General features: G+C 72.8%; 24 protein-coding genes. 11 read left to right on the top strand and 13 right to left on the bottom strand.

Features of this window, described 5'->3' with window-relative positions:
- Positions 1-20: 20 nt before the first annotated feature.
- The 6 genes from glmM to M8C11_RS12345 all read right to left on the bottom strand — a co-directional run bounded on the left by glmM (position 21) and on the right by M8C11_RS12345 (position 4,663).
- Positions 21-1,376: a phosphoglucosamine mutase gene (gene glmM, locus M8C11_RS12370; RefSeq protein WP_073828911.1), complete on the bottom strand. Its 1,356-nt coding sequence runs from the start codon at positions 1,374-1,376 to the stop codon at positions 21-23.
- Positions 1,377-1,493: 117 nt separating this feature from the next.
- Complete coding sequence (gene rpsI / locus M8C11_RS12365) at positions 1,494-1,958, bottom strand: 30S ribosomal protein S9 (protein WP_018784602.1); 465 nt, start codon at positions 1,956-1,958, stop codon at positions 1,494-1,496.
- Between the two features lie 20 nt (positions 1,959-1,978).
- Positions 1,979-2,422 (bottom strand): 50S ribosomal protein L13, encoded by a 444-nt coding sequence (gene rplM, locus M8C11_RS12360; protein WP_013288574.1) that lies wholly within the window; start codon positions 2,420-2,422, stop codon positions 1,979-1,981.
- Positions 2,423-2,631: 209 nt separating this feature from the next.
- Positions 2,632-3,999: an MFS transporter gene (locus tag M8C11_RS12355; protein ID WP_252449613.1), complete on the bottom strand. Its 1,368-nt coding sequence runs from the start codon at positions 3,997-3,999 to the stop codon at positions 2,632-2,634.
- 123 nt (positions 4,000-4,122) lie between these two features.
- The gene (locus tag M8C11_RS12350; protein WP_120573117.1) at positions 4,123-4,416 is read right to left on the bottom strand and encodes a type II toxin-antitoxin system PemK/MazF family toxin; all 294 of its coding nucleotides are present in this window, start codon (positions 4,414-4,416) and stop codon (positions 4,123-4,125) included.
- Complete coding sequence (locus M8C11_RS12345) at positions 4,406-4,663, bottom strand: DUF6364 family protein (protein WP_181726592.1); 258 nt, start codon at positions 4,661-4,663, stop codon at positions 4,406-4,408. The genes M8C11_RS12350 and M8C11_RS12345 overlap by 11 nt, the downstream gene beginning before the upstream one ends.
- A gap of 175 nt (positions 4,664-4,838) precedes the next feature.
- Here M8C11_RS12345 and M8C11_RS12340 point away from each other — a divergent pair, with 175 nt between their 5' ends.
- Entirely contained in the window at positions 4,839-5,306 is a 468-nt protein-coding gene (locus M8C11_RS12340) for a helix-turn-helix domain-containing protein (RefSeq protein ID WP_121685007.1), read from the top strand.
- A 40-nt stretch (positions 5,307-5,346) separates the two neighbouring features.
- Positions 5,347-5,946: a PIN domain-containing protein gene (locus tag M8C11_RS12335; RefSeq protein ID WP_121685008.1), complete on the top strand. Its 600-nt coding sequence runs from the start codon at positions 5,347-5,349 to the stop codon at positions 5,944-5,946.
- Here M8C11_RS12335 and M8C11_RS12330 read toward each other — a convergent pair.
- The gene (locus M8C11_RS12330) at positions 5,919-6,629 is read right to left on the bottom strand and encodes a class I SAM-dependent methyltransferase (protein ID WP_252449612.1); all 711 of its coding nucleotides are present in this window, start codon (positions 6,627-6,629) and stop codon (positions 5,919-5,921) included. The two genes, M8C11_RS12335 and M8C11_RS12330, sit on opposite strands and share 28 nt — an antisense overlap.
- 147 nt (positions 6,630-6,776) lie before the next feature.
- Between M8C11_RS12330 and M8C11_RS12325 the strand changes: the two genes are divergently transcribed.
- From M8C11_RS12325 to M8C11_RS12305, 5 genes are read left to right on the top strand one after another with little or no spacing between them, the layout of a single operon-like run.
- Positions 6,777-8,888 (top strand): molybdopterin oxidoreductase family protein, encoded by a 2,112-nt coding sequence (locus tag M8C11_RS12325; protein WP_252449611.1) that lies wholly within the window; start codon positions 6,777-6,779, stop codon positions 8,886-8,888.
- Positions 8,885-10,357 (top strand): FAD-dependent oxidoreductase, encoded by a 1,473-nt coding sequence (locus tag M8C11_RS12320; protein WP_252449610.1) that lies wholly within the window; start codon positions 8,885-8,887, stop codon positions 10,355-10,357. Before M8C11_RS12325 ends, M8C11_RS12320 begins: the two co-directional genes overlap by 4 nt.
- Complete coding sequence (gene nirB / locus M8C11_RS12315; protein ID WP_252449609.1) at positions 10,354-12,885, top strand: nitrite reductase large subunit NirB; 2,532 nt, start codon at positions 10,354-10,356, stop codon at positions 12,883-12,885. The genes M8C11_RS12320 and nirB overlap by 4 nt, the downstream gene beginning before the upstream one ends.
- A complete protein-coding gene (gene nirD / locus M8C11_RS12310; protein WP_120573111.1) occupies positions 12,882-13,229 on the top strand; it encodes a nitrite reductase small subunit NirD in 348 nt (115 codons plus the stop codon). The genes nirB and nirD overlap by 4 nt, the downstream gene beginning before the upstream one ends.
- Positions 13,229-14,317 (top strand): uroporphyrinogen-III synthase, encoded by a 1,089-nt coding sequence (locus M8C11_RS12305; RefSeq protein ID WP_252449608.1) that lies wholly within the window; start codon positions 13,229-13,231, stop codon positions 14,315-14,317. Before nirD ends, M8C11_RS12305 begins: the two co-directional genes overlap by 1 nt.
- 11 nt (positions 14,318-14,328) lie before the next feature.
- Here M8C11_RS12305 and M8C11_RS12300 read toward each other — a convergent pair whose 3' ends face one another.
- The 4 genes from M8C11_RS12300 to M8C11_RS12285 all read right to left on the bottom strand — a co-directional run bounded on the left by M8C11_RS12300 (position 14,329) and on the right by M8C11_RS12285 (position 18,818).
- Positions 14,329-14,946 carry an ATP/GTP-binding protein gene (locus M8C11_RS12300; protein WP_013288586.1) on the bottom strand — a complete coding sequence of 206 codons (618 nt, stop codon included), beginning with the start codon at positions 14,944-14,946 and terminating at the stop codon, positions 14,329-14,331.
- A complete protein-coding gene (locus M8C11_RS12295; RefSeq protein ID WP_013288587.1) occupies positions 14,927-15,289 on the bottom strand; it encodes a DUF742 domain-containing protein in 363 nt (120 codons plus the stop codon). The genes M8C11_RS12300 and M8C11_RS12295 overlap by 20 nt, the downstream gene beginning before the upstream one ends.
- Positions 15,290-15,351: 62 nt before the next feature.
- Positions 15,352-15,759 (bottom strand): roadblock/LC7 domain-containing protein, encoded by a 408-nt coding sequence (locus M8C11_RS12290; protein ID WP_013288588.1) that lies wholly within the window; start codon positions 15,757-15,759, stop codon positions 15,352-15,354.
- Positions 15,756-18,818 carry a nitrate- and nitrite sensing domain-containing protein gene (locus M8C11_RS12285; protein ID WP_252449607.1) on the bottom strand — a complete coding sequence of 1,021 codons (3,063 nt, stop codon included), beginning with the start codon at positions 18,816-18,818 and terminating at the stop codon, positions 15,756-15,758. Before M8C11_RS12285 ends, M8C11_RS12290 begins: the two co-directional genes overlap by 4 nt.
- Before the next feature lie 447 nt (positions 18,819-19,265).
- Between M8C11_RS12285 and M8C11_RS12280 the strand changes: the two genes are divergently transcribed.
- Entirely contained in the window at positions 19,266-20,447 is a 1,182-nt protein-coding gene (locus tag M8C11_RS12280; protein WP_252449606.1) for an ABC transporter substrate-binding protein, read from the top strand.
- A 161-nt stretch (positions 20,448-20,608) separates the two neighbouring features.
- Here the strand turns inward: M8C11_RS12280 and M8C11_RS12275 are convergent, their stop codons facing one another.
- Together M8C11_RS12275 and M8C11_RS12270 are read right to left on the bottom strand one after the other, a co-directional pair.
- Positions 20,609-21,439 carry an ABC transporter permease gene (locus M8C11_RS12275; protein ID WP_120573107.1) on the bottom strand — a complete coding sequence of 277 codons (831 nt, stop codon included), beginning with the start codon at positions 21,437-21,439 and terminating at the stop codon, positions 20,609-20,611.
- A gap of 105 nt (positions 21,440-21,544) precedes the next feature.
- Positions 21,545-22,573: an ABC transporter substrate-binding protein gene (locus M8C11_RS12270; protein WP_091426339.1), complete on the bottom strand. Its 1,029-nt coding sequence runs from the start codon at positions 22,571-22,573 to the stop codon at positions 21,545-21,547.
- A gap of 286 nt (positions 22,574-22,859) precedes the next feature.
- Between M8C11_RS12270 and M8C11_RS12265 the strand changes: the two genes are divergently transcribed.
- From M8C11_RS12265 to M8C11_RS12255, 3 genes are read left to right on the top strand one after another with little or no spacing between them, the layout of a single operon-like run.
- Complete coding sequence (locus M8C11_RS12265) at positions 22,860-23,642, top strand: ABC transporter ATP-binding protein (protein ID WP_252449605.1); 783 nt, start codon at positions 22,860-22,862, stop codon at positions 23,640-23,642.
- 2 nt (positions 23,643-23,644) lie between these two features.
- Positions 23,645-24,595, top strand: coding sequence for an LLM class F420-dependent oxidoreductase (locus M8C11_RS12260; RefSeq protein ID WP_252449604.1), 951 nt, complete (start codon positions 23,645-23,647; stop codon positions 24,593-24,595).
- Positions 24,592-24,900 carry a cupin gene (locus tag M8C11_RS12255; RefSeq protein WP_013288595.1) on the top strand — a complete coding sequence of 103 codons (309 nt, stop codon included), beginning with the start codon at positions 24,592-24,594 and terminating at the stop codon, positions 24,898-24,900. The genes M8C11_RS12260 and M8C11_RS12255 overlap by 4 nt, the downstream gene beginning before the upstream one ends.
- The last annotated feature ends 5 nt before the right edge of the window (positions 24,901-24,905 follow it).

Raw genomic sequence — 24,905 nt, 5'->3', positions numbered from 1 at the left:
TCAGGCGACCCGGTGTGGCGTCAGGCGACCGGGCTGGCGGTGCGGACCTGCTCGGCGATGCGCTCGGCGACCTCGCGCGCGGTGTCCTCGGTGGCCGCCTCGACCATGACCCGGACCAGCGGCTCGGTGCCGGAGGGGCGCAGCAGCACCCGGCCGGTCTCGCCCAGCTCCGCCTCCGCGCGCTCGACCTCGGCCCGGACGGCGGGTGCGGCGGCGCCGACGGTACGGTCGCCGACCGGCACGTTGATCAGCACCTGGGGCAGCTTGGTGACCACGGCGGCCAGCTCGGCCAGCGAGGTGCCGGTGGCGGCCATCCGTGCCATCAGGTGCAGGCCGGTCAGCACCCCGTCGCCGGTGGTGGCGTACGCGGGCAGCACGATGTGCCCGCTCTGCTCGCCGCCGAGCGCCAGGCCGGAGGCGCGCAGCTCCTCCAGCACGTACCGGTCGCCGACCTTGGTCTCGACCAGCCGGATGCCGTGCTCGGACATGGCCAGCCGGAGGCCGAGGTTGCTCATCACGGTGGCGACCAGGGTGTCCTGGGTCAGCTCGCCGGCGTCCCGCATGGCCAGCGCGAGGATCGCCATGACCTGGTCGCCGTCGACCTCGTCGCCGTCGGCGGTGACCGCGACGCAGCGGTCGGCGTCGCCGTCGTGGGCGATGCCGAGGTGGGCGCCGTGCTCGACCACGGCGGCGCGCAGCGCGTCGATGTGGTTGGAGCCGCACTCGTCGTTGATGTTGAGCCCGTCCGGCTCGGCGTGGATGGCGATCACCTCGGCGCCGGCCTCCCGGTAGGCGACCGGCGCGACGTCGGCCGCCGCGCCGTTGGCGCAGTCGACCACGACCTTGATCCCGTCGAGGCGGTGCGGCACGGTGCCGACCAGGTGCTGGACGTAGTGGTCGGCGCCGTCGAGCAGGTCGTTGACCCGGCCCACGCCGGCGCCGATCGGGCGCTTCCAGGCGGTGGTGGCATTGGCCTTCACCGCCTCCTCGATCCGCATCTCGATCTCGTCGGGCAGCTTGTGCCCGCCGGCGGCGAACAGCTTGATGCCGTTGTCCGGCATCGGGTTGTGCGAGGCGGAGAGCATCACGCCCAGGTCGGCCTTGATCTCGGCGGTGAGGAACGCCACCGCCGGGGTGGGCAGCACGCCCACCCGGACCACGTTCGCGCCGGCGCTGGTGAGCCCGGCGACCACCGCCGCCTCCAGCATCTCGCCGCTGGCCCGGGTGTCCCGGCCGACCACCGCGAGCGGCGGATGACTCTTGTCGGTCTCGGCCAGCGTGTGGGCCGCGGCCACCGCGACCGCCAGCGCCAACTCCGGGGTGAGATCCGCGTTCGCCCGCCCGCGTACGCCGTCCGTGCCGAACAACCGGCCCATACCCGCCAACCTCCGTGGAACTGCCGATGAGAGGAGAGAAACGCGGAACGGCCGGCCCGCCTCCCGGAAGGGGAGGCGAACCGGCCGTCCGTCAGAAGTACAAGACGCTTGTGGTGATCAGCGCTTCGAGTACTGGGGAGCCTTACGGGCCTTCTTGAGGCCGTACTTCTTGCTCTCCTTGACCCGGGCGTCACGGGTCAGGAAGCCGGCCTTCTTCAGGGCCGGGCGGTCGTCGGGCTCGCTGACGATCAGCGCCCGGGCGATGGCGAGCCGCAGCGCGCCGGCCTGGCCGGTGGTGCCGCCGCCACGCAGGTTGGCGATCACGTCGAACGCCTCGGGCTTCTCGGCGGTGACCAGCGGGTCCTTGATGAGCTGCTGGTGCACCTTGCTCGGGAAGTAGGCCTCGAGGTCGCGGCCGTTGCAGGTGATCTTGCCGGTGCCCGGCACGATCCGGACCCGGACGATGGCTTCCTTGCGCCGACCCACGGTCTGGATCGGGCGGTCACCACGGGGCGCGCGCGCGACGGGCGCCGGCGCCTCGGTGGCCTCGGGGGCGACCTCGGTGGCGGTGATGTCGGTCATGCTGCTTCCTTCGCCCGCGCTCACTGCGCGATCTGCTTGATCTCGAACGGCACCGGCTGCTGCGCGGTGTGCGGGTGCTCGGCACCGGCGTAGACCTTCAGCTTCTTGAGAAGCTGACGGCCCAGCTTGTTGTGCGGGAGCATGCCCTTCACGGCCAGCTCGATGGCCCGCTCGGGCCGCTTGGTCAGCAGCTCGTCGTAGCCGACCCGCTTCAGACCACCCGGGTAACCGGAGTGGCGGTAAGCGACCTTGGTCTGGCGCTTGTTGCCGGTCAGCGCGACCTTGCCCGCGTTCACGATGACGACGAAGTCGCCCGTGTCGACGTGCGGCGCGAAAGTCGGCTTGTGCTTGCCACGCAGGAGCGTGGCGGCGTGGGTCGCCAGGCGGCCCAGCACGACATCAGAGGCGTCGATGACGTGCCACTGACGCTCGATCTCACCCGGCTTCGGGCTGTACGTACGCACAGGTCTACCTTGTCTCGTCGTCGGTCTGGGGTCGCGCGCCGAGGTGACCAGGAGTTCCCAGCCGGACCAGCGCGCACGAACGACCAAGCGTACCTGATGCGGCACGCCTAAGAATGTCGTACAACAGCAGGCAACGATACCCGGCCGCCCGGCGGCAGGTCAAAACGGGGTCGCGCCGCGCGTGGCCTGCGGGGTCGTCATGGCACAGGTCACACGCCGACCAGCGTACGCGGCCCGGGACGCAGGTAGACCACCCACGTCACGAGGAAGCAGAGCGCGTACCAGCCGATGAAGGCCAGATAGGCGGCGTCGGCAGTGCCGGAGGTCAGGAACGACTGCCGGAACGCCACGTTCACCAGCACCCCACCGGACGCGCCGACCGCGCCGGCGATGCCGATCACCGCGCCGGACAGGCGCCGGGCCCGCCGCTGCGCCGCCTCCGGGTCGCCGGTCAGCTCACTCTCCGTGACGGCCCGGGCCCGGAAGATCGCCGGGATCATCTTGTACGTCGAGCCGTTGCCGATGCCGGAGAAGACGAACAGCGCCAGGAACCCGGCCAGGTAGAGCGGGAACGACCGCTCCCGGGCGGCGTACAGCACCAGCCCGGCGCCGGCGGCCATCGCCACGAAGTTCCAGAACGTCACCCGGGCCCCGCCCAGCCGGTCGGCGAGCTGACCGCCCACCGGCCGGATCAGCGACCCGATCAGCGGGCCGAGGAAGGTCAGCCAGGCCGCGTCGACGGGCGTCGGGAACCGGTCGTGGAACTGGAGCTGAAGCACCTGGCCGAAGGCGAACCCGAAACCGATGAACGAGCCGAACGTGCCCACGTAGAGCACCGACATCACCCAGGTGTGCGGGTCGCGGGCCGCCGCGCGCAGGGCGCCCGGCTCGTTGCGCGCGCCCGGCACGTTGTCCAGCCAGCGGGCCGCGGCCAGCGCGGCCAGCACGATCAGCGGCAGGTAGACCGCCGGCACGAGCCGGGGGTACGCGGCGCCGGCCGTCGCCAGCACCGCCAGCCCGACCAGTTGCACGGCCGGTACGCCCAGGTTGCCGCCGCCGGCGTTGAGCCCCAGCGCCCGGCCCTTGAGCCGCTCCGGGAAGAACAGGTTGATGTTCGCCATCGACGAGGCGAAGTTGCCGCCGCCGACGCCGGACAGGCAGGCGAGCACCATCAGCGTGGCGTACGACACCCCGGGCTCGATCAGCACGGCCATCGGCACCGCCGGTACGAGCAGCAGCAGGGCGCTCACGATGGTCCAGTTCCGGCCGCCGAACCGGGCCACGGCCAGCGTGTACGGCAGCCGCAGCACCGCACCCAGCGCGGCCGGCACGGCGGTGAGCAGGAACTTCCCGGCCGGGTCGATGCCGTACTCGGGGCCGAGGAACAGCACCGTGACGGACCAGAGGCTCCACACGGAGAAGCCGACGTGCTCGGCGAAGATCGAGACGTACAGGTTGCGCCGGGCCACCCGGGCGCCGCCCGCCGCCCAGAACGCCGGATCCTCCGGCCGCCATTCGGTGAGCCGGCCGGCGGTGGTGGCCGGCGGCGTGGTCGGTGCGGAAACGAGCGTGCTCACGGGCGACTCCTCCTCGTCGATGACGAGGGGGACGCTCTCAGCCCGTGGTTTCCCCGGCGTGCCCCGCGCGCGTCGGCCCGGCAACGGAGATCGCACGTCCGCCGGACGGCGCCGGTGAGACGGTCACAGCTCCTGGAGGATCCGCAGCGCCCGGCCGACCCGCTGCATGGTCTCGGTGTCGGCCACGTCCACGCACTCGGTGAACCACTTCTTCATCGGTGAGGAGATCCGGTCGGGCATCACCACGTACGGGCCCATCCGCACGGCGAGCGGCGAGTCGCGCAGCAGCGACTCCTCGACCACCTCGGCCACGATCACGATCGGCACCGCCGTGGCGTTGTAGACGTCGGAGCTGATCACCAGGCCGAACCGTTCCCGGGCGCCGGAGATGCGCCAGACCTCGCCCCTACGCAGCACGCGGACGCCCGCCGAACAGGGCGTCGTCGACGAGCGCGGCCTCCTGGGCGTCGGCCAGGGCGGCGGATTCCAGGTCCAGGCCGGCCCGGCCGACCGCGTCGGCGTGCGCGGTGAAGACCTCGCGCAGCGCCTTCTCCCGGGCGGCCTGGTCCATCCAGGCGGAGAGGGAGAGCCCTTCCCGCTTGGCGAACCGGCGCGCCTCCTCGATCGTCTCGTCGGAGAACGACAGCGTCACCTTGGCGGTCATGCCGCGAAGACTACCCATCGGTATGACCAGTAGTCATCCTCGTCCCCATCGATCGGGGATTAGGACATCATCAGGTGAAACAACCGAAGCCAGTTGCGGATATTGCACTTGGAAGCGACGATGGTGTCAGTCCGAACGGTTGGGACGCGAGCCACGTCTGCCACAGGGAGCCGTCATGAGCCTCAGCACCGGCATGGCCGCCTCGGTCATGCCCACCGAGGGAGCGGAGCGCCGGAAGGCAGCCGCCATGGAGGAGTTCCTCGTGCGGCACCCCCTTGCCGCAGGCGGGGGCGTGGCCCGCCTCGTCTCTGCGGACGGCGAAGAGGTCGAGGTTCCCGCCCAGATGTTCGACGTCCTCCATCAGATCTCGGCGATGCTCGCCCGCGGCGACGGCGTCGCGATCAGCGCCATCTCCCGCGAACTGACGACGACCGAGGCGGCGAAACTGCTCGGCATGTCCCGCCCCACACTCGTCCGTCTGGTGGAGAACGGGTCGATCGCGTCCCACCGGGTCGGGAGCCACCGGCGCCTCTTTCTCCGCGACGTCCTCGCTTTCCGGCAACGACAGATGGAAGAGCGACGGAAGTCGTACGAGGCCCTGATGTGGGAGTCCGACGCGCTGGGCTTCACCGACGACGTGTAGTTCCCGGACCGGCCAAGGGGCGCTGGGTAGGGTGTCCACTGTGATCCCCAGCGCCGCCCTGGTGTTCCTGGACGCGAACGTTCTCTATTCCAGGACCCTTCGCGACTGGATCAGCCTTCTCGCGCTCGAAGGCGACTGCGCCGTCTTCGATCTGCGGTACAGCGAGGACGTCCTGGCGGAATGGATGTACCGCCTGCGCCGCAAGCGGCCCGAGCATTCCGAGCAGGCGATCGGTGGGCAGCGGCGTCGTTTCGTCCAGGCATTTCCGTACGGCCTCGTCACCGGCTATTCGCCGAACGACGTGCCGTGCCCGCCGGACCCGGACGACCGGCATGTCCTGGCCGCCGCCGTCCATGGCCGCGCCGACATCCTGGTGACCGACGACCGGCGCGCCTTTCCTCCGGAATGCGTACGGGAATCCCTGTCGGTCCTCACCGGCGACGAGTTCCTCGGCTGGGCGGCCGACCGTTCGATGCCCCTGGTTCTGCGGGCATTGGCGCGGCAGATCGACTACTACCGGCGCAGCCTCGTTTCAGAGGACAAGGACGCGGTCGAGTTGATCGCCCACTTACGGAAGGCCGGCGCACCCCGTTTCGCCGAGCGGCTCGAGAATCATCTCGCCGATCCCCCCGGCCGCTGACCGCCGAAGACCGCGAAGCGCCATTCCTTGAAGAAGCAGTCCACGTCCACCAGTCCCGCCTCGGCCAGCCACCGGCACTGATCGGCCACCGGGGCCGGCCGGTCGTGCCGCATCCGCTCCCGCGCGCCGGCGATCTCCTCGGCGTCGGAGCCCAGCTCGGTGATCCGCGCCGTCCACACCTCGTCGTAGCGGCGGTCCAGCGCCGGGGTCGGTCCGGCCACCTGCTCGGCGTTGACGAACACCCCGCCGGGGACCAGCGCGTCAGCGGCCCGCCGGTACAGCGCCCGCTTGCCGGAGTCGTCGAGGTGGTGGATGGCCAGCGCGGACACCACCGCGTCGTACCGGCCGGCGGGCAGCGGGTCGGCCAGGTCGGCGTGGACCGTGCGGTGCGGCACGCCCCGGGCGTCCAGGTGCCCGGCGGCCACCGCGAGCATGCCGGGGGCGCCGTCCACGAGCGTCAGGCGGACCCCGGGGACGGCCGCGGCCAGCAGCAGGGACAGCAGGCCGGTGCCCGCGCCCAGGTCCAGCACCTCGGGGGTACGCCCGGCGGCGAGCGCGGCGCGCAGCGGCGGCGCGGCCACCTCGACAGCGGTGCCGTAGAAGGCGTCGAAGCAGGGCACCAGGCGACGCCGGGCCTGGTCGTAGCTGCCGGCCACCGCGTCGAACGCGTCCGCCACGCTCATCGGACCCTCCCGTTATTTGAGACAAGTTTCCCACATTGTAAACCCCGCGGAGGACGACGTCACCCACGTGCGGTGTGAAGCGGTCGTGACAGGACCGAAACAGAGCAGACCCGGACCGGAAACCGCCCGACGGCACGCTTTTCCGACATGACAGACGGTGCACGCACGGCGACGCGAACGGGGTCACGCCCCGTCGAGGCCGCCACGCACTGCCCGTACTGCGCGTTGCAGTGCGGCATGGTGCTGCGCGCCACCGGTGACGGTGTCGAGGTCGCCGCACGCGACTTCCCCACCAACCGGGGCGGGCTGTGCCAGAAGGGCTGGACCGCCGCCGACCTGCTCGACCACCCGGAGCGGCTCACCACGCCGCTGCTGCGCGACCGGCCCGGCGGCGAGCTGCGGCCGGCGACCTGGGACGAGGCACTGGACCGCGTCGCCGCCGGGGTCCGGGACGTGCAGCACCGCCACGGGCCGGACGCGGTGGCCGTCTTCGGCGGCGGCGGACTCACCAACGAGAAGGCGTACGCGCTCGGCCGCTTCGCCCGGGTGACGCTGCGGACCCGGCACATCGACTACAACGGGCGCTGGTGCATGTCGTCGGCCGCCGCGGCGGGGAACCGGGCGTTCGGGATCGACCGCGGACTGCCGTTCCCCCTCGCCGACCTCGGCCGCGCGGACACGCTGCTGCTGGTCGGCGCGAACCCGGCCGAGACCATGCCACCGCTGATGCGGCACGTCACCGACCTGCGGGAACGCGGCGGCCGGCTGATCGTGGTCGACCCGCGCGCCACCGCCACCGCCCGCCAGGCCGACCTGCACCTGCAACCCCTGCCCGGCACCGACCTCGCGGTGGCGAACGCGCTGCTGCACATCGCGCTCACCGAGGGCTGGCTGGACCGGGCGTACGTCGCGGAGCGGACCACCGGCTTCGACGAGGTCCGGCGGACGGTGGCCGGCTACTGGCCGGCGGAGGTGGAACGGCTCTCCGGCGTGCCGGTGGCCGACCTGTACGCGACCGCCCGCGCGCTGGCCAGCGTGGACCGCGCGGTCGTCCTCACCGCGCGGGGCGCCGAGCAGCACGCCAAGGGGGTCGACACGGTCACCGCCTTCATCAACCTGGCGCTCGCCCTGGGTCTGCCCGGCCGTCCCGGATCCGGCTACGGCTGCCTGACCGGGCAGGGCAACGGGCAGGGCGGCCGGGAGCACGGGCAGAAGGCCGACCAGCTCCCCGGCTACCGGCGTATCGACGACCCGGCGGCCCGGGAGCACGTCGCCGGGGTGTGGGGCGTCGACCCGGACACGCTGCCCGGGCCGGGGGTTCCGGCGTACCAGCTCCTCGACGCGCTCGGCACGCCGTCGGGAGCGCGGGCGCTGCTGGTGTTCGGTTCCAACCCGGTCGTGTCCGCGCCCCGCGCGGCGCGGGTCGAGTCCCGGCTGCGTGCCCTGGACCTGCTCGTGGTGGCGGACTTCGTCCGCTCCGAGACGGCCGAGCTGGCCGACGTGGTGCTGCCGGTCGCCCAGTGGGCCGAGGAGGACGGCACGATGACCAATCTGGAGGGCCGGGTGCTGCGCCGCCGGGCGCTGCGCGAACCACCCGCCGGCGTCCGTACCGAGCTGGAGATCCTCGCCGCGCTCGCGGAACGGCTGAGCGGCGGCGGGACGCCGTTGCCGGCCGATCCGCGCGAGGTGTTCGCGGAGCTGGGCCGGGCCTCGGCCGGCGGGCCGGCCGACTACGCCGGGATCACCTGGGACCGCATCGACGCCGACACCGGCGTGTTCTGGCCCTGCCCGGACCGGGACGGCCCGGACACCCCCCGGCTGTTCGCCGACCGCTTCCCCACCCCGGACGGCCGGGCCCGGTTCCACGCCGTGACCCACCGGCCGGCCGCCGAGCCGGTGTGCGCCGACTACCCGCTGCACTTCACCACCGGCCGGGTGCTCGCGCAGTACCAGTCCGGCGCGCAGACCCGGCGGGTGGCCGCGTTGCGCCGCGCCGCGCCGGGCGGCTTCGTCGAGCTGCATCCCGACCTGGCGGCACGGATCGGCGTGACCGAGGGAGCGCCGGTACGGGTGGTCTCCCGCCGGGGTGAGCTGCGCGCACCGGCCCGGCTCAGCACCGCGATCCGGCCGGACACCGTCTTCGCGCCGTTCCACTGGCCCGGCGCGCAACGCGCCAACTCGGTCACCAACGACGCCCTCGACCCGGTCTCCGGGATGCCCGAGTTCAAGATCTGCGCGGTCCGGGTGGAGGCGGCATGAGCGAGCGCATCGTCGTCGTCGGCTACGGCATGGCCGGCGCCCGCCTCGCCGCCGAGCTGCACGCGCGCGGTGGGGACCGGCGGATCACAGTGCTCGGGGCGGAGCCGCACCGCGCGTACAACCGGATCATGCTCTCCACGCTGCTCGCCGGACGCATCGGCGAGCCGGACGTGGAGCTGGTCGAAGCAATCGGGCCGGAGGTCGGGGTCCGCACGGGCGCGGCGGTCACCGCCGTGGACCGGGCCACCCGCGAGGTGGTCACCGACGACGGCGAGCGGCACGGGTACGACCACCTGGTGCTCGCCACCGGCAGCCGGGCCGTGGTGCCGCCGCTGCCGGGCCTCGCCCCGCTGCCCGAGCGGGTCGTCCCGTTCCGCACGCTCGGCGACTGCCGCCGGATCCTCGCCGCCGCCGAGGGCGCGCGGCGCGTGATCGTGCTCGGCGGCGGGCTGCTGGGGCTGGAGGCGGCCCGCGGGCTGGCCGCCCGGGGTCTCGACGTGACTGTGGTCCACCCGGTCGGGCACCTGATGGAACGCCAGCTCGATCCGCCCGCCGGCGCGGTCCTCGCGGGCACGCTCGCCGGCCTGGGCGTCCGGTCCCGGCTCGGGGTGCCGGCGACCGCCGTGACCGCCGGCGCCGACGGCGTCCGCCTGCATCTGGGCGACGACGAGACGCTCGCCGCCGACCTGCTGGTGCTCTGCTGCGGGGTACGCCCCGACACCGCGCTCGCCGCGGCGGCCGGGCTCGCCGTCGAGCGGGGCGTGGTGGTGGACGACCGGATGCGGACGAGCGATCGGCGGATCTCCGCGATCGGCGACTGCGCGCAGCACGACGGCACGCTGACCGGGCTGGTCGCGCCCGCCTGGGCACAGGCCCGGGTGGTGGCCGACGTGCTGACCGGTGCGGACCCGCTGGCCCGCTACCGGCCCCGGCCGGCAGTGACCCGGCTCAAGGCGGCCGGCATCGACCTGGCCGCGATGGGCGACGTGGCCGGCACGGGCGACCCGGGCGGGCCGGTCGAGGAGCTGACCTTCGCCGACCCGGCCCGGGGCACCTACGCCCGGCTGCGCATCCGGGACGAGCGACTGACCGGCGCGATCCTGCTCGGCGACAACCCGGCGGTCGGCACCGTGGTGCAGCTGTTCGACAGGGGCGCGCCGGTGCCGGCGGACCGGCGTTCGCTGCTGCTCGGCCGGGCGTTCGGCGAGACGCCGGCCGGGCCGGCCGCGTCACCGGCGCTGATGCCGGACGCCGCGACCGTGTGCCGGTGCAACGACGTGAGCAAGGGCGCGCTGGTGGCGTGCTGGCGGGCGGGCGCCCGGACGGCGGCGGCGTTGTCCGCGGCGACGCGGGCCGCCACCGGCTGCGGCAGCTGCCGGGACGCGGTGGCGGGCATCGCCGGCTGGCTCGCCGAGGCGGATCCGTCCACAACCGACGAGGTACGCGAGACGGTGGAGGTGGCGTCATGACCGAGCGGATCAGCAGGCTGGTCGTCGTCGGCAACGGCATGGTGGGGCAGCGCTTCGTCGAGGCGCTGCGGGCCCGGGACACCGACGGGCGGTGGCGGGTCACGGTGCTCGCCGAGGAACGGCGTCCGGCGTACGACCGGGTGCGGCTCTCGGCCGTCTTCGACGGGGTGGACGCCGACGAGCTGACGGTGCACACCCTCGACGCCGGAGTGGACCTGCGCCTGGGCGAACCGGCCACCGGCGTCGACCGGGCACGGCGGGTGGTGACCACGGCGGCCGGCGAGTACCCGTACGACGCGCTGGTGCTCGCCACCGGCTCGTACGCGTTCGTGCCGCCGGTCGACGGCACCGATCTGCCAGGCGTCTTCGTCTACCGGACGCTGGACGACCTGACCGCGATCCGGGAGCACGCCCGGGGCCGCCGCACCGGTGCGGTGATCGGTGGCGGGCTGCTCGGGCTGGAGGCGGCGAACGCGCTGCGGCTGCTCGGGCTCGCCACCAGCGTGGTCGAGTTCGCGCCCCGGCTGATGCCGGTGCAGGTGGACGAGGCGGGCGGGGCGATGCTCCGGCGGTACGTCGAGGAGCTGGGCGTCACGCCGTACCTCGGGGTGGCCACCACGGCGCTGCGGCCCGGGCCGGACGGAACTGTGGCCGCGCTCGACCTGGCCGACGGGCGCACGCTCGACGCGGAGCTGGTGGTGGTCGCCGCCGGGATCAGGCCGCGCGACGAGCTGGCCCGCGCGGCCGGGCTGCCGCTGGGCCCGCGCGGCGGCGTGCTGGTGGACGCGGCCTGCCGGACCGCCGACGAGCGGATCTGGGCGGTCGGCGAGTGCGCGGCGGTGGACGGCGTCTGCCACGGACTGGTCGCGCCCGGGTACGCCACCGCCGAGGTGGTGGCGGACCGGCTGCTCGGCGGCGCGGCGACGTTCCCCGGCGCGGACACAGCGACGAAACTCAAGCTGCTCGGCGTGGACGTGGCCTCGTTCGGTGACGCGCACGGCGTCACCCCGGGCTGCCTCGACGTGACGTACACCGACCCGGCCACCCGCTCGTACGCGAAGCTGGTCCTCTCCGACGACGCGCGGACACTGCTCGGCGGCGTGCTGGTCGGCGACGCGAGCGCGTATCCGGCGTTGCGGGCCAGTGTCGGCGGGCCGCTGCCCGCTCCCCCGCTGGCCCTGCTGGCGCCGGCCGGCGGCGCGGGCGCCGGTGCGGGCGCGTTGCCGGCCGGCGCGCAGGTCTGCTCCTGCAACGCGGTGACCCGGGCCGACCTGGACGCGGCCATCGCCGGCGGCGCGGCCGACGTGCCGGCGCTGAAGGCGTGCACCCGGGCCGGTACGAGCTGCGGCTCCTGCGTGCCGATGCTCAAGCAGCTGCTGGACGCCGCCGGGGTACGCCAGTCGACGGCGTTGTGCGAGCACTTCGACCACAGCCGGCAGGAGCTGTTCGACCTGATCCGGGTGCGGGGCATCCGCACGTTCTCCCGGCTCGTCGCCGAGCACGGGCGCGGCAGCGGATGCGACATCTGCAAGCCGGTGGTGGCCTCGATCCTGGCCTCGCTGGGCACCGGGCACGTGCTCGACGGTGAGCAGGCGTCGCTCCAGGACACCAACGACCACTTCCTGGCGAACCTGCAACGCGACGGCAGCTACTCGGTGGTGCCGCGGATTCCCGGCGGGGAGATCACCCCGGAGAAGCTGATCGCGATCGGCGAGGTGGCGCGCGACTTCCGGCTGTACACGAAGATCACCGGCGGGCAGCGGATCGACCTGTTCGGCGCGCGGGTCGACCAGTTGCCGCAGATCTGGCGCCGGCTCGTCGACGCGGGCTTCGAGTCCGGCCACGCGTACGGCAAGGCGCTGCGCACGGTGAAGTCCTGCGTGGGCGACACCTGGTGCCGCTACGGCGTACAGGACTCGGTGGGGCTGGCGGTCGCGCTGGAGCTGCGGTACCGGGGCCTGCGGGCGCCGCACAAGCTCAAGTCGGCGGTCTCCGGCTGCGCCCGGGAGTGCGCCGAGGCCCGGAGCAAGGACTTCGGGATCATCGCCACCGAGAGCGGCTGGAACCTGTACGTCGGCGGCAACGGCGGCTTCCGGCCCCGGCACGCCGACCTGTTCGCCACCGACCTGAGCACCGCCGAGCTGGTCACACTGATCGACCGGTTCCTCATGTACTACATCCGCACCGCCGACCGGTTGCAGCGCACCGCCGCCTGGGTCGAGGCCATGGACGGCGGCCTGGACCACCTCCGGTCGGTGCTCGTGGACGACTCGCTCGGGCTCTGCGCCGACCTCGACGCGGCGATGGCCCGGCACGTCGCGAGCTACTCCGACGAGTGGCGCGACGTGCTGGAGGACCCGGACCGGCTGCGCCGCTTCACCTCCTTCGTCAACGCGCCCGACGTGCCCGACCCGTCCATCACGTTCACCCAGGAACGGGGTCAGCCGGTGCCGGCCCGGGGCGCGCCCCCGGACGGCGGACACCGCCGCCAGCCCGTCGTGCTGGGCCTGCCGGAGGTACGCCGATGAGCCCCGTCGTCACGCTGGACTGGACCCCGGTCTGCCCGCTGGACCGGCTCGACCCCGACCGGGGTGTGGCCGCCCTCGTCGACGGCGTACAGGTCGCGGTCTTCCGCACCGCGCACGGCCTGTACGCGGTGGACAACCTCGACCCGGTCGGCGGCGCGTACGTCATGTCCCGGGGCCTGGTCGGCAGCCGGGGCGGGGTGCCCACGCTCGCCTCGCCGCTGCACAAGCAGGTCTACGACCTCACCACCGGGCGGTGCCTGGACCTACCGGGCGTGACGCTGCGCCGGCACCCGGTGCGCTGCCGGGACGGCCTGGTCGAGGTGCGGTTACGGCAGGAGGAATGATGCGGGACGAGCTGGCCGGCTTCACCATCGGCGTCACCGCCGACCGGCGGCGCGACGAACTGGCCGCGCTGCTCCAGCGGCGCGGGGCGCGGGTGGTGCTCGCCCCGGCGCTGCGGATCGTCCCGCTGGCCGACGACACCGACCTGCGTGAGGCCACCCGGGCCTGCCTGGAACACCCGCCGGACGTGCTGATGGCCAACACCGGCATCGGCATGCGCGGCTGGCTGGAGGCGGCCGAGGGCTGGGGGCTGGCCGAGCCGCTGCGCACCACGCTCGCCCAAACGTACGTGGTGTCCCGCGGTCCGAAGGCGACCGGTGCGATCCGGGCCGCCGGGCTGCGCGAGCACTGGTCCCCGGAGTCGGAGAGCTGCGACGAGGTGGTCGAGCATCTGGTGCGGCGCGGGGTGGCCGGCCAGGTGGTGGCGATGCAGCTGCACGGCGAGCGGCAGCCCGAGTGCGCCGACGCGCTGGTGGCGGCCGGCGCCACGGTGATCGAGGTGCCGGTGTACCGGTGGGCGCCGCCGGCCGACCCGGCACCGCTGCACCGGCTCATCGACCTGGTCGCCGGGCGTCTCGTCGACGCGGTCACGTTCACCTCGGCACCGGCGGCCGAGGCCCTGCTGCGGGCGGCCGGGGACCGTACCGAGACGGTGCTGGAGGCGCTGCGCGGCGACGTGCTGGCCGGGTGCGTCGGCACCGTCACCGCCGAGCCGCTGGTCCGGCGCGGGGTGCCGGTGAGCGCGCCGAGCCGGGCCCGGCTGGGCGCCCTGGTCCGCACCATCGTCGAGGAACTGCCCCGGCGCACGGTCTCGGTGAAGGCGGCCGGGCACGTGCTGACGCTGCGCGGGCACGCCGCGGTGGTGGACGGGGAACTGCGTCAGCTCGCGCCGGCGCCGATGGCCGTGCTGCGGGCGCTGGCCGCGTCCCCCGGGAAGGTGCTCTCCCGCACCGCGCTGCTGCGTACGCTGCCGCGCGGTGCCGACGAGCACGCGGTGGAGATGGCTGTCGCCCGCCTGCGGGCCGGGCTGAAGGCGCCCCGCGTGGTGCAGACGGTGGTCAAGCGGGGGTACCGCCTGCGGGTCGACTGACCCGCAGGCGGTCAGCCGACCGAAGCCGGGTAGCCGTGCTCGGCCTGGAGGCGGAGCATCGCGTGCTCGACCACCGTGACCAGCACCTGCTTGACCGAGTCCCGCTGGCGGGCGTCGCACAGGACCATCGGCACGTCCGGGGAGATGGCGAGCGCCTCCCGGACCTCCTCCAGCTCGTAGTGCGGCGCGTCGCCGAAGCGGTTCAACGCCACGACGTACGGCAGCTTGCGGTTCTCGAAGTAGTCCAGCGGCGCGAACGCGTCGGTGATGCGGCGGGTGTCCACCAGCACCGCGGCGCCCACCGCGCCCCGGATGATCTCGTCCCACATGAACCAGAAGCGGGTCTGGCCCGGCGTGCCGAACAGGTAGAGGATCAGATCCTCGGCCATGGTGATACGGCCGAAGTCCATGGCGACCGTGGTGGTCTCCTTGCCCGGCACCTTCGACGCGTCGTCGATGCCCACGCCCGCCGCGGTCATCAGCGCCTCGGTGGTCAGCGGCTGGATCTCGGAGATCGCCCCGACAAGTGTCGTCTTGCCCACGCCGAAGCCACCCGCGATCACGATCTTCGCGGAGATGATCTCCCGGCCGCGGTTCACCCCGTCGGGGTCATAGTTCGCGAAGTCCACTTAGCACCCTTCCAAGCAGGTTCATCCGCGCCGCGAAACCCGTCGCGGGAGCGGCAGTGTGTAGCGTCAGCAGGCCCTCGGCCACCATGTCGGCGACCAGCACCCGGGTGACGCCCAGCGGCATCCGGGTGTAAGCGGCGATTTCCGCAAGCGACTGCGCCCGGCCCTCACAGACCGAGGAGATGCGGTACTTGTCGTGCCCGGCGAAGCGCGCCTCGGCCGACTGCGTAGGCGTGCTCGACAGCACCGCTTCGAGCGCGATGTTCTGCAACGGCTCGGTGCGGCCCCGGGTGACCGCGTACGGCCGCACCAGCGCGCCACGTGGATCACGTCGCGGGTCCATCTCGCGATCACCTCCCCTCGTTCGGAGCCGCACCGGCTCCGGTCGTCAGCTCTCCGGCCCGATCAGGACCGGACCGCGTCTCTCGGCAGCGGGACCAGTGCCTGGCCGACCCGCTCGACCAGCAGCGCCATCTCGTAACCCACCTGGCCGACGTCGCAGCTGCGCGCCGCCAGCACGGCCATCGACGAACCGTCGCTGATGGACATCAGGAACAGATAGCCGCTGTCCATCTCGATGACGGTCTGCAACACCCCGCCGGCGCTGAACATCCGCGCCGCGCCCTCGGTCAGGCTCACCACGCCGGAGGTGATCGCGGCGAGCTGGTCGGCCCGGTCGCCGGGCAGGTCCCGGGAGGAGGCGAGCAGCAGCCCGTCCGCGGACACCGCCACCACGTGCGCGATGCCCGCAACGCTGTCGGCGAAGTTGGTGAGAAGCCACCCCATGTCCTGCATGGCCGCCGGCCTGTTCATCGGTTCGTCTCCTTGGTCGAGGTGCTGTTCAGGTCGGCGCCGGCCGTACGGCCCCGCTGGACGCCACGGTGGTAGGCGGAGAGCAGACCGCGTACCTCGTCCGGCGTGCGCCGGCTGCGGTCCCGGCCGCTCTTCGGCTCTATCCCGCCGGGCACGAGCTGGGCCTGCGGCACCCGCTTGGGCAGGCCGGAGCGGGTGGTGCCGCCGGTGGTGGGCTCCGCGGCACGGCTGGCCCGCGACCAGCCCTCGTCGGCCGCCGTACGCCAGGCCTCCGGGTCGATCGGCGCCGTGGGCGCGGGTGCGGGATCGGCGGCGGGCGGCGCCGGGGGCGGCGTCACGGCCGCCGGCGGCGTGGACGGAACCTCCGGCGGGCTGTACGCGGGCGGCGTGGTCGACGTGGTCAGCCCCGACGCCTGGGCCCCGGGGGTACGGGTGGGCAGCTTCGGACGAGCCGACGCCGCGGGGGGCGCCACGGCCGGCTGCGCCGGCGCGGGCGGCTCGTCGAACGTGGGACGGGTGAAGATGGTGGTCTCGTCCTCTCCGTGCGAACGGAACCAGACCGCCTCCATCTCGCGGAATATCGGCGCCTCGGCCCGCTGCTCGGGCCGGGCCACCACCGGCGTCGCCGGGGTGCTCTCCACCGCCGGCGCCGCGGCGAGCGGCTGGTAGGCCGGAGGTGCGGCCTGGGTCGCGGGTTGCGCGCTCTCGACACCCGGCGTCCGCTTGGGCAGCGGGTCGAGCGCCGGGTACGCCACCGTCGGTCCGCCGGCCGACCAGCCCGCTCCGGAGACCGGAGCCGGTGCGGTGGCGGGCGCCGCGGCCACCGGGGCGGGCGCCGCCACGGTGGGCAGCGCGCCGGTCGCCCCACCCAGATGTACGGCGGGCATGGTGTCGCGCGTCTCGCCGGGCGTCTGCCACCTGGACGGCGGGGCGGTGCTCGCCCCGCGCCACCCGTCGGCGAGCGTCGCGGTGGCCGCGCCCCGCCCGGCGCCGGCCAGCGCGTCGGCGGCGCCGGCCTGGCTGAGCGGCGACTGCTCGACGGCGAGCGGCTGACGCGGCCGGGTCAGCGGGGCCTGGCCCCGGTTGGCCGGCAGCACCACTGTCGAGTTCGGCAGCGTGACCTGGGCGACGGTGCCGCCCTCGACGTTGCGGCGCAGCTCGACCCGGATCCCGTAGCGGGAGGCGAGCCGGCTCACCACGGCCAGACCCATCAGCCGGAACGCGGCCACGTCGACGGTCGGCGGCGCGGCCAGGCGCCGGTTGAGCGAGTCGAGCTGGTCGTCGCTGAGGCCCAGACCACGGTCCTCGATCTGGATCAGCACGTAGTCGCGGATCCGGCGGCCGTCGGCCACCACACTGGTGTTCGGCGGCGAGAACCGGGTGGCGTTGTCGAGCAGCTCGGCGACCAGCCGGACGACGTCGTTGACGGCGTGCGCGGCGACCGAGATGTCGGTGTCGACGGTGCCGAACTCGATCCGGTTGTAGAGCTCGACCTCGGACTGCGCGGCGCGCAGCACGTCGACCAGGAGCGCGTCGTCGCGACGCGGCACGGCCGAGTCGGCGCCGGCGAGCACCAGCAGGTTCTCGTCGTTGCGGCGCATCCGGGTGGCCAGGTGGTCCAGCTCGAACAGCTGCGCCAGCCGCTTCGGGTCCTCCTCGGAGCGCTCGATCGCGTCCAGCTCACCGATCATGCGGTCGACCAGGCTCTGCGAGCGGCGGGCCAGGTTGAGGAACATCGCCGAGACGCTCGTCCGCAGCGCGGCCTGCTCGGCCGCGACCCGGACCGCCTCCCGGTGGACCACGTTGAAGGCCACCGCCACCTGGCCGACCTCGTCGCGGTTGCTCAGCTTGATCGGGTCCCGTACCTGCTGGACGATCTCGTCCACGCCGCCGTCACCGATGGCGTTGACGTTCTGGAGCCGGCTCACCGCGTCCGGCAGGTCGTGGTTCGCCACCGCGAGCGCGCCCTCGCGCAGCCGGCGCAGCGAGTCGTTGAGCGAGCGGGCGAGCACCACGGCGAGCGTCACCGCGACCGCGAGCGTGAGCAGCACGAGCAGGCTCTCCACGATCGCCTGCCGGATCACGTCGGCGCGTACCTCGTCGGCGTCGGCCAGCATCTCGTCCAGGAGCTGGATCTCGGCCCACCGCATCAGGTCGTCGACCGCGCCGATGGCGGCGGACGCCTCGTCGCGGGTGACCAGCGAGGGTCGTTCGATCGAGCGGGAGATGTCGCCCGCGACCCGGTCGGCGAGCTGGACGGCGTCACCGGAGACGGTGCGGTCCACCAGTGCCCGCTGGCTCGGCGTCGCGGTCCGGGAGAAGGTGAGCAGCGCCTCCTGCTGACCGGTGAGCGTGGCCACGAAGGACGAGAACTGCTCCTCGTCGATCTGGCCGCCCTCCAGGGCGGTGAAGGCCACCGCCTGCTCCTCGGCCACCTCGGACTTCGCGTGGGCGAACGCGGCCACCGCGCGGCGGGCGTCGGCCAGGCTCTCCGCGCCCGGCTGCTGCGCCAGCGCGTCGCCGTACGCGACCAGGTCGTCCAGCACGATGCCGTAGCGCAGGGTCGCCTCGGCCACCGGCATCTGCAACCGGTCCAGCACCTCCTGGCGGGTGCCGTTCAACGTGGACAGGTGGGCGTCGATCACCTTGAGCTGGTTGCTGATCGCGGCCGGCACCTCGCCGAGCTTGCTCCGCTCCTCCTGGTACGCCGCGATGCGCTCGTCGGTCTGGCGCACCCGCAGGTTGTACGCGTCCGGCTTCTGGTTCGGGTCGGCCAGGAAGACCGCCGCCGCCATCCGCTCCTTGTGCAGGTCCTGGGTCAGCGCCGAGACGTCGACCGACACCGCGCTCAGCGACCGGACCCGGTCCGCCTCGTACGCGCCCTGACCGACCGAGATGAGTCGGATAGTTGCCAGCGCGATGACAGCCGCGACCGGAACGACCAGGATGAGGGCGAGCTTGGAGCGGATCCGCGCGTCGCGCAGCCTGGGCAGGCGCCGGCGCCGGTTCGGCTGTTCGGCGTTGGGGCTCCCGGGCAGGGTCGTAGGTCCGGTGCTCACGACATCGCCTCCGTCGTTTCTTCCACGCGCGACCCGCTGACCCGTGCCTGGTGCAGCGGCCACCGCCACGCGCGGCACGGCCGCGATTTCATCAGACGAGATCCAGTTTGGGAAGCCGCAGTGAGGCAGGAAACGGTCGCGGCCGACGCATCCCGGGATCCGATCACCTAATACCTTCTTTTCTCCAACCCCCTGATCAGGGGATGTCACTCCAGAGTGGTCACGCGCTTCTGTGCAGTAATTGTCAGTTAATGTTCCGTGTCCCCAGCATGTGGGATGGCTGTCCCGAAACAGCACTCGTCAGCCCGGCTTGACCACAGGCCTCGGCATTGGCAAGGTTTTGCAGGCTTCGCGCACACCGTACGGCAAACCAATCCCGTTCCTCCACTGAGGACGGACGAGCGGCGGTGATCGGGCGTCGGCCCGCGCCGCACCTGGAGGACTGAGTTGAGCCCCATCCGCTCCGCGAGCATCGCGGCGCTCGCATCGGCCGTGCTGGCCACCACGCTCACCGGCTGCGGGATCGGCGGGGAACCGCAGGACACCAGCCCGATCGTGATCGCCGCCGACCTGGAACTCTCCGGCGCCTCGGCGCCCGTCGGCAAGGTCTACCAACGGGCTCTGCAACTGAAGGTCGAGCAGTTGAACGCCTCCGGCGCACTGGGCGGCCGGAAGATCGATCTGCGGGTCAAGGACAACCGCTCGGACGCCGCGGAATCCTTGCGGAACATCAATGATTTCAGCGGTGACTCACGCGTGAGCGCCGTCATCATGGGCGGTTGCAACGAATGCGCCGTCGGCGCGGCCCGCACGATCGGTGAGAAGCGCATTCCGACGATCGCACTGGGTTCGTCGAGCGCCATCACCGAGCCCGTGGCCGAGCGTCGATATGTCTTCAAGCTCGCCCCGAACGCCACCGACAGCGCCGCCGCCCTCGCCGGCGAACTGGACCGGCGCAACATCCGCAAGGTGGCGTTGCTGCACAGCGCCGAGGGTTACGGCCAGGAAGGGCTCGCCGCCCTGCGCCGCGAACTGAGCAAGACCCCGGTCAAGCTGGTCCGCAACGAGTCGGTGCGGGTCACCGACACCGAGGTCGGCACGCAGATCAACGAGCTGATCGCCGGCAAGCCACAGGCACTGGTCCTGTGGACCACGCCGGAGCAGGCGATGCTCGCCGCCACCACCGCCCGGCAGAGCAAGTTCCGCGGGTCGCTGTTCTTCGACGCCACGGCCGCCGGGGACCTCTTCCTCGGCCCGTCGGCCCGCTCCACGGACGAGGCGACGTTGATCTTCACCCAGACCATGGTGATCGACGACGTCATCGCCACCACCCCGGCCAAGGCCGCGCGGCGGCAGTGGTTCCAGGACTACACCGCCCGGTTCGGCGGCTACAACGGCTTCTCCTCGTTCGCGGCGGACGCGGTCCAGTTGATCGCCGACGCCGAGCAGCGGGCGGGCGGCGAGCCGGGCAGGGTCGACCGGGAGGCGCTGCGCGACGTGCTGGAGACCTCGCAGCTCGACGGGCTGTCCGGCCCGATCCGGATGACGCCGGACAACCACTCCGGGTTGATGCCGCAGGCGTTGACGACGCTGGTGGCTCGGGGTGGGCGCTGGCGGTTGGCTGGCTAGCGCTGTCGGGGCGTGGGCCCCGGCATCTCACTGTGGGGGCGTGGCCCCACCGCAACCGGCTCCGGGCGGTCAGGCTTGATCCCTGCGCCGGTTGCGGTGGGGCCACGCCTGTCGTGGTCGGCCGCCAGCCGTGGGTTGGTGTCTTCTTCTGGGTTCGTGGGTCAGCGGGCTGAGGTGGTGGCCCGCACCCAGGGCAGGGCCAGGCGCTCGACCAGGCTCAGGACGGCGTAGAGCACGATGCTCATGAGCGCCACCAGCACGATCGCCGCCCAGGCGGTCGCGGTGTCACCGACGCCGTTGTACTGGAGGATCTGGTAACCCAGGCCCGGGCGGTCGGAGTAGAACTCCCCGATCACCGCGCCGATCGCGGCCAGCGGCATGGCCACCTTGAGCCCGACGAAGATCTGCGGCAGCGCCGCCGGGAAGCGCACCTTGCGGAACGACTGCCACCACGAGGCGTTGAGCGACCGGCCCAGCTCCGCCAGATCCGCCGGGGTGGTGGTCAGCCCGGTCGCCGTGGAGAGCACGATCGGGAAGAAGCAGAGCAGGAACACCATGGTCAGGATGGGTTTCTGCCCCCAGCCCACCGCCACCACCAGCAACGGCCCGAACGCGATCTTCGGGACCGCGTTCACCGCCACCAGCAGCGGCGCGAACATCCGCTCCACCCGCCGGGAGGCGGCCAGCGCCATCCCGATCAGCACCCCGGCCACCGACGAGAGCAGGAAGCCGAACAGGGTCATCCAGGTGGTGATGCCCAGCGCGGGCAGCAGCACCTCGGTGGTGCTCGTGAGGGACTTCCCCACCGCCTGCGGCGGGGGCAGCGCGGCCGGGTGCACCAGGTTCAGGCCCGAGGTGACCAGCCACCAGGCCGCCACCGCGATCACCAGGCCCAGCGCCGGCAACCCGACCGCCGCCGGGCGTACGGCGATCCCGCGCCGGACCGCCGGGCGCGGCGGCGCCTCCGGCCGGGCCTCGGTCGACTGTGTCAACGTGTCTCCTCTCTGCGCCGGTCGACGTGACCGGCGGCACGCGAAGGGGGTGCGCCCACCGGGGTGTCCGGCGGGTCGCACCCCCGTTTGGCCCGAGCGGACCGGTCAGGCCTTCGGCGCGAGGTTGAAGTCGATGATCTGGTCCGGGGTCAGGTTCTGCTTGAGCGCACCGGCGCCCTGGAGCAGCGCGATGCTCTTGGCCACCCGGCCGCTGTCCAGCGTGCCGATCGCGGTGCCGGAGTTGCTCGACCGGACGTACGCGGCCATCAGCTGAAGCTCGGCGGAGGCCGCGGCCGGGACGGCGGCCGGCACGTTCTTCTTCAGGATCTCGGCGGCCTCGTCCGGGTTGGCCAGCGAGTACTCCAGGCCCTTGAGCAGCGCGGCGGTGAACTTCTTCACCATCTCCGGCTTCTCCTTGGCGATCTTCGAGGACGTGATCAGCGCGTTGCCGTAGAGGTCCTGCATCACGTTGCTGTACGGCAGGACGACCGGCTTCTTCTTGGTCACCGTCTCCACCGTCGGCTGGCCGACGACGAACTGGCCGATGCCGTCCACCGAGCCCGAGCCGAGCATGCCGATGAGGCCCTGCGCCTCACCGTTGACCCAGGTCACCTTGCTGCCGTCGATGCCGGCGAGCCGCGCGTACGTCGGGAAGAGGTTGCGCACGACGGACGTCGGGGTGTCGGCGAGCTTCTTGCCCTCGAGGTCCTTCGGGGTGGCGATGTTCTTGCCCTCGACCGTGACGATCGCGGCCATGGTGCGCTGCTGGATCGCGGCCACCGCCACGAAGTCCTTCGCCTGGCCGTTGCCGAGCTGGAGGATGCCACCGGTCAGGTCGATCGGGCCGAAGTCGGCCTGGCCGCCGGTGATGGTCTGGATCACGGAGCCGGTGCCCTGACCGGGCTTGATGTCGACGTCGAAACCGGCCTCCTTGAAGAAGCCCTTGTCCTTCGCCACCCAGGCGTAGGAGTCACGCCCGAAGTTGCCGAACGAGGTGAGGTACGTCACCTTCTCCAGCGCCGCGCCGTTGCCGCCGCCGCTCTCGGACTTCTCCGAGTCGCTGCTGCAGCCGCCCACCAGGGCGAGGGCGGTGGCCAGAGCCGCGGCGGCGACCGTACGGGTCAGCCTTCTCATCAGTGCACCATGTCCTTTCCGACCAGGACTTCTTCGCCGGTCGGGTCGTGGGTCCGACGGGGTCGGCATGTGGGTTCGGCCGACTGGACCGTCGTGAGGGGACTCTTCGCGCGCAACAGCGTACGAGAAGGCAGATGACCTGCCGCCGCCGTCCCGGTTGCGGAACGGAAACGAAGTTGCGTGACGGAAAGCGGACTGACGTCCACCCCGGACGGTGCTATAAGCACCGTCCGCTACGCTAGCCCGGCTCGCATTTGGGGACGACGTGGAAGGGAGCCGGCGGGAGATGATCCGACTGTCCGGGGTGTCCCGCACCTTCGACGGCCGTTCGGGGCGGGTGGAGGCGTTGCGCGGCATCGACCTCGACGTCGCCGAAGGCGAGTTCGTCGCCGTCCTCGGCCGATCCGGCTGCGGCAAGTCCACGCTGCTGCGCATGATCGCCGGGCTGCTGCCGGTCACCGGCGGTGAGATCACCGTGGGCGGTACGCCGATCACGAAGCCCCGCCGCGACGTGGCGATGCTGTTCCAGCGGCCGGCGCTGCTGCCCTGGCGCTCGGTGCTGGACAACGTGCTGCTGCCGGTGGAGATCTTCGGCTGGCGCCGCGCCGAGCACCGCGACCGGGCCCGCAAGCTGCTGGAGATGGCCGGGCTGGGCGGCTTCGAGAAGCGCCTCCCGCACGAGCTGTCCGGCGGCATGCAGCAGCGCGTCTCGCTGTGCCGGTCGCTGATCGGCTCGCCCCGGGTGATGCTCATGGACGAGCCGTTCTCCGCGCTCGACGCGCTCACCCGCGAGGAACTCTCCGGCGAACTCCAGCGGGTGCACATGGAGACGAAGGCGACGATCGTCTTCGTCACCCACTCGATCGACGAGGCGGTGCTGCTCGCCGACCGGGTCGTCGTGCTCAGCCCGCGCCCCGGCCGGATCCGCCAGGTGGTCGAGGTGAACGTCCCCCGGCCCCGCACGCTGGGCCGCCACGAACACCTCGCCGACGTCGCGCGGATCAGCGCCGAGCTGCACGAGCTGCTGATGGAACGGGACGGCCCGGGCGTACCCGTGGGAGGCCGCTGACCATGCGGGTCTCGGTGTTCACCGAGCCGCACCGCGGTGCGGACTACGACGACCAGCTCCGGTTCGCCCGGCTGGTCGAGGAGACCGGCTTCGAGGGCTTCTTCCGGGCCGACCACTACCGGGCCATGGGGGACGAGCCGGCGCTGCCCGGCCCCACCGACGCCTGGCTGACGCTCGCCGCGCTGGCCCGGGAGACCTCCCGGATCCGGCTCGGCACGCTGGTCACGTCCGCCACGTTCCGGCTCCCCGGGCCGCTGGCGGTCATGGTCGCCCAGGTCGACCGGATGAGCGGCGGCCGGGTCGAGCTGGGCATCGGCGCCGGATGGTACGAGCGCGAGCACACCGCGTACGGCATCCCGTTCCCGCCGGTGAGCGAGCGCTTCGACCGGCTCGCCGAGCAACTGGAGATCGTCACCGGGCTGTGGCGCACCCCGTCCGACGAGACGTACAGCTTCACCGGTGAGCACTACCGCCTGGTCGACGCGCCCGCGCTGCCCAAGCCGGTGCAGCAGCCCGGTCCGCCGGTGATCGTCGGCGGACGGGGACCGAAGCGCACGCCCGACCTGGCCGCCCGCTACGCCGACGAGTTCAACATGCCGTTCAAGAGCGTGGCCGAGACCGCCGCCGCGTACGAGCGGGTGCGGGAGGCGTGCGACCGCGCCGGACGGGACGCCTCCGGCCGCGCGCCGCTGACGCTCTCCGCCGGCATCGTGGTGGCGATCGGACGCACCGACGCCGAGGCGCAGCGCCGGGCCGCGCCGCTGCACGTCACGAGCGCGCTGCCGCCGGAGGACCCGGTGGTCGGCTCCCCCGCCCAGCTCGTCGAGCGGATCGGCGAGTTCGCCGCGATCGGGGCCACCCGGGTGCACCTGCGCCTGATCGACTTCGACGACCTCGACCACGTGGAGCTCATCGCCGCCGAGGTGCTCCCCCGACTGGACGGACCACGATGACCGAGCTCTCCGCCGACCTCGAACTCGGCCCGGTGGGCCAGGAGATCGTGTACGAGAACGACCGCGTACGCGTCTGGCACATCCGGCTGGAGCCGGGTGAGCGGCAGCCGCTGCACCGGCACGACCACCCGTACCTGGTGGTGGCGATCCAGGGCGCCAAGAACGTGGTGCAGACGATCGACGGCACCACTATCGACGCCGACGAGCCGACCGGCGGCGTGGTCTACCGCGACCCGGGCGCGGTGCACATGCTCACCAACGTCGGCGACACCACCTACCTCGCGCGCCTGGTCGAGCTGAAGTAGCCGCA

The sequence above is a fragment of the Micromonospora sp. CPM1 genome, from assembly GCF_023896895.1.
In the GTDB taxonomy this organism is placed as follows: domain Bacteria; phylum Actinomycetota; class Actinomycetes; order Mycobacteriales; family Micromonosporaceae; genus Micromonospora; species Micromonospora tulbaghiae.
Note: the sequence above shows the minus strand (reverse complement) of the source record. Positions and strands in the feature narration are given on the sequence as shown.

Bases quoted from the DNA above. Each gene is read 5' to 3' on its own strand.
- glmM (WP_073828911.1), bottom strand. From the start codon at position 1,376: ATGGGCCGGTTGTTCGGCACGGACGGCGTACGCGGGCGGGCGAACGCG.
- rpsI (WP_018784602.1), bottom strand. From the start codon at position 1,958: ATGACCGACATCACCGCCACCGAGGTCGCCCCCGAGGCCACCGAGGCG.
- M8C11_RS12345 (WP_181726592.1), bottom strand. From the start codon at position 4,663: ATGACCGCCAAGGTGACGCTGTCGTTCTCCGACGAGACGATCGAGGAG.
- M8C11_RS12340 (WP_121685007.1), top strand. From the start codon at position 4,839: ATGAGCCTCAGCACCGGCATGGCCGCCTCGGTCATGCCCACCGAGGGA.
- M8C11_RS12330 (WP_252449612.1), bottom strand. From the start codon at position 6,629: ATGAGCGTGGCGGACGCGTTCGACGCGGTGGCCGGCAGCTACGACCAG.
- M8C11_RS12325 (WP_252449611.1), top strand. From the start codon at position 6,777: ATGACAGACGGTGCACGCACGGCGACGCGAACGGGGTCACGCCCCGTC.
- M8C11_RS12320 (WP_252449610.1), top strand. From the start codon at position 8,885: ATGAGCGAGCGCATCGTCGTCGTCGGCTACGGCATGGCCGGCGCCCGC.
- nirB (WP_252449609.1), top strand. From the start codon at position 10,354: ATGACCGAGCGGATCAGCAGGCTGGTCGTCGTCGGCAACGGCATGGTG.
- nirD (WP_120573111.1), top strand. From the start codon at position 12,882: ATGAGCCCCGTCGTCACGCTGGACTGGACCCCGGTCTGCCCGCTGGAC.
- M8C11_RS12305 (WP_252449608.1), top strand. From the start codon at position 13,229: ATGCGGGACGAGCTGGCCGGCTTCACCATCGGCGTCACCGCCGACCGG.
- M8C11_RS12295 (WP_013288587.1), bottom strand. From the start codon at position 15,289: ATGGACCCGCGACGTGATCCACGTGGCGCGCTGGTGCGGCCGTACGCG.
- M8C11_RS12290 (WP_013288588.1), bottom strand. From the start codon at position 15,759: ATGAACAGGCCGGCGGCCATGCAGGACATGGGGTGGCTTCTCACCAAC.
- M8C11_RS12270 (WP_091426339.1), bottom strand. From the start codon at position 22,573: ATGAGAAGGCTGACCCGTACGGTCGCCGCCGCGGCTCTGGCCACCGCC.
- M8C11_RS12265 (WP_252449605.1), top strand. From the start codon at position 22,860: ATGATCCGACTGTCCGGGGTGTCCCGCACCTTCGACGGCCGTTCGGGG.
- M8C11_RS12260 (WP_252449604.1), top strand. From the start codon at position 23,645: ATGCGGGTCTCGGTGTTCACCGAGCCGCACCGCGGTGCGGACTACGAC.
- M8C11_RS12255 (WP_013288595.1), top strand. From the start codon at position 24,592: ATGACCGAGCTCTCCGCCGACCTCGAACTCGGCCCGGTGGGCCAGGAG.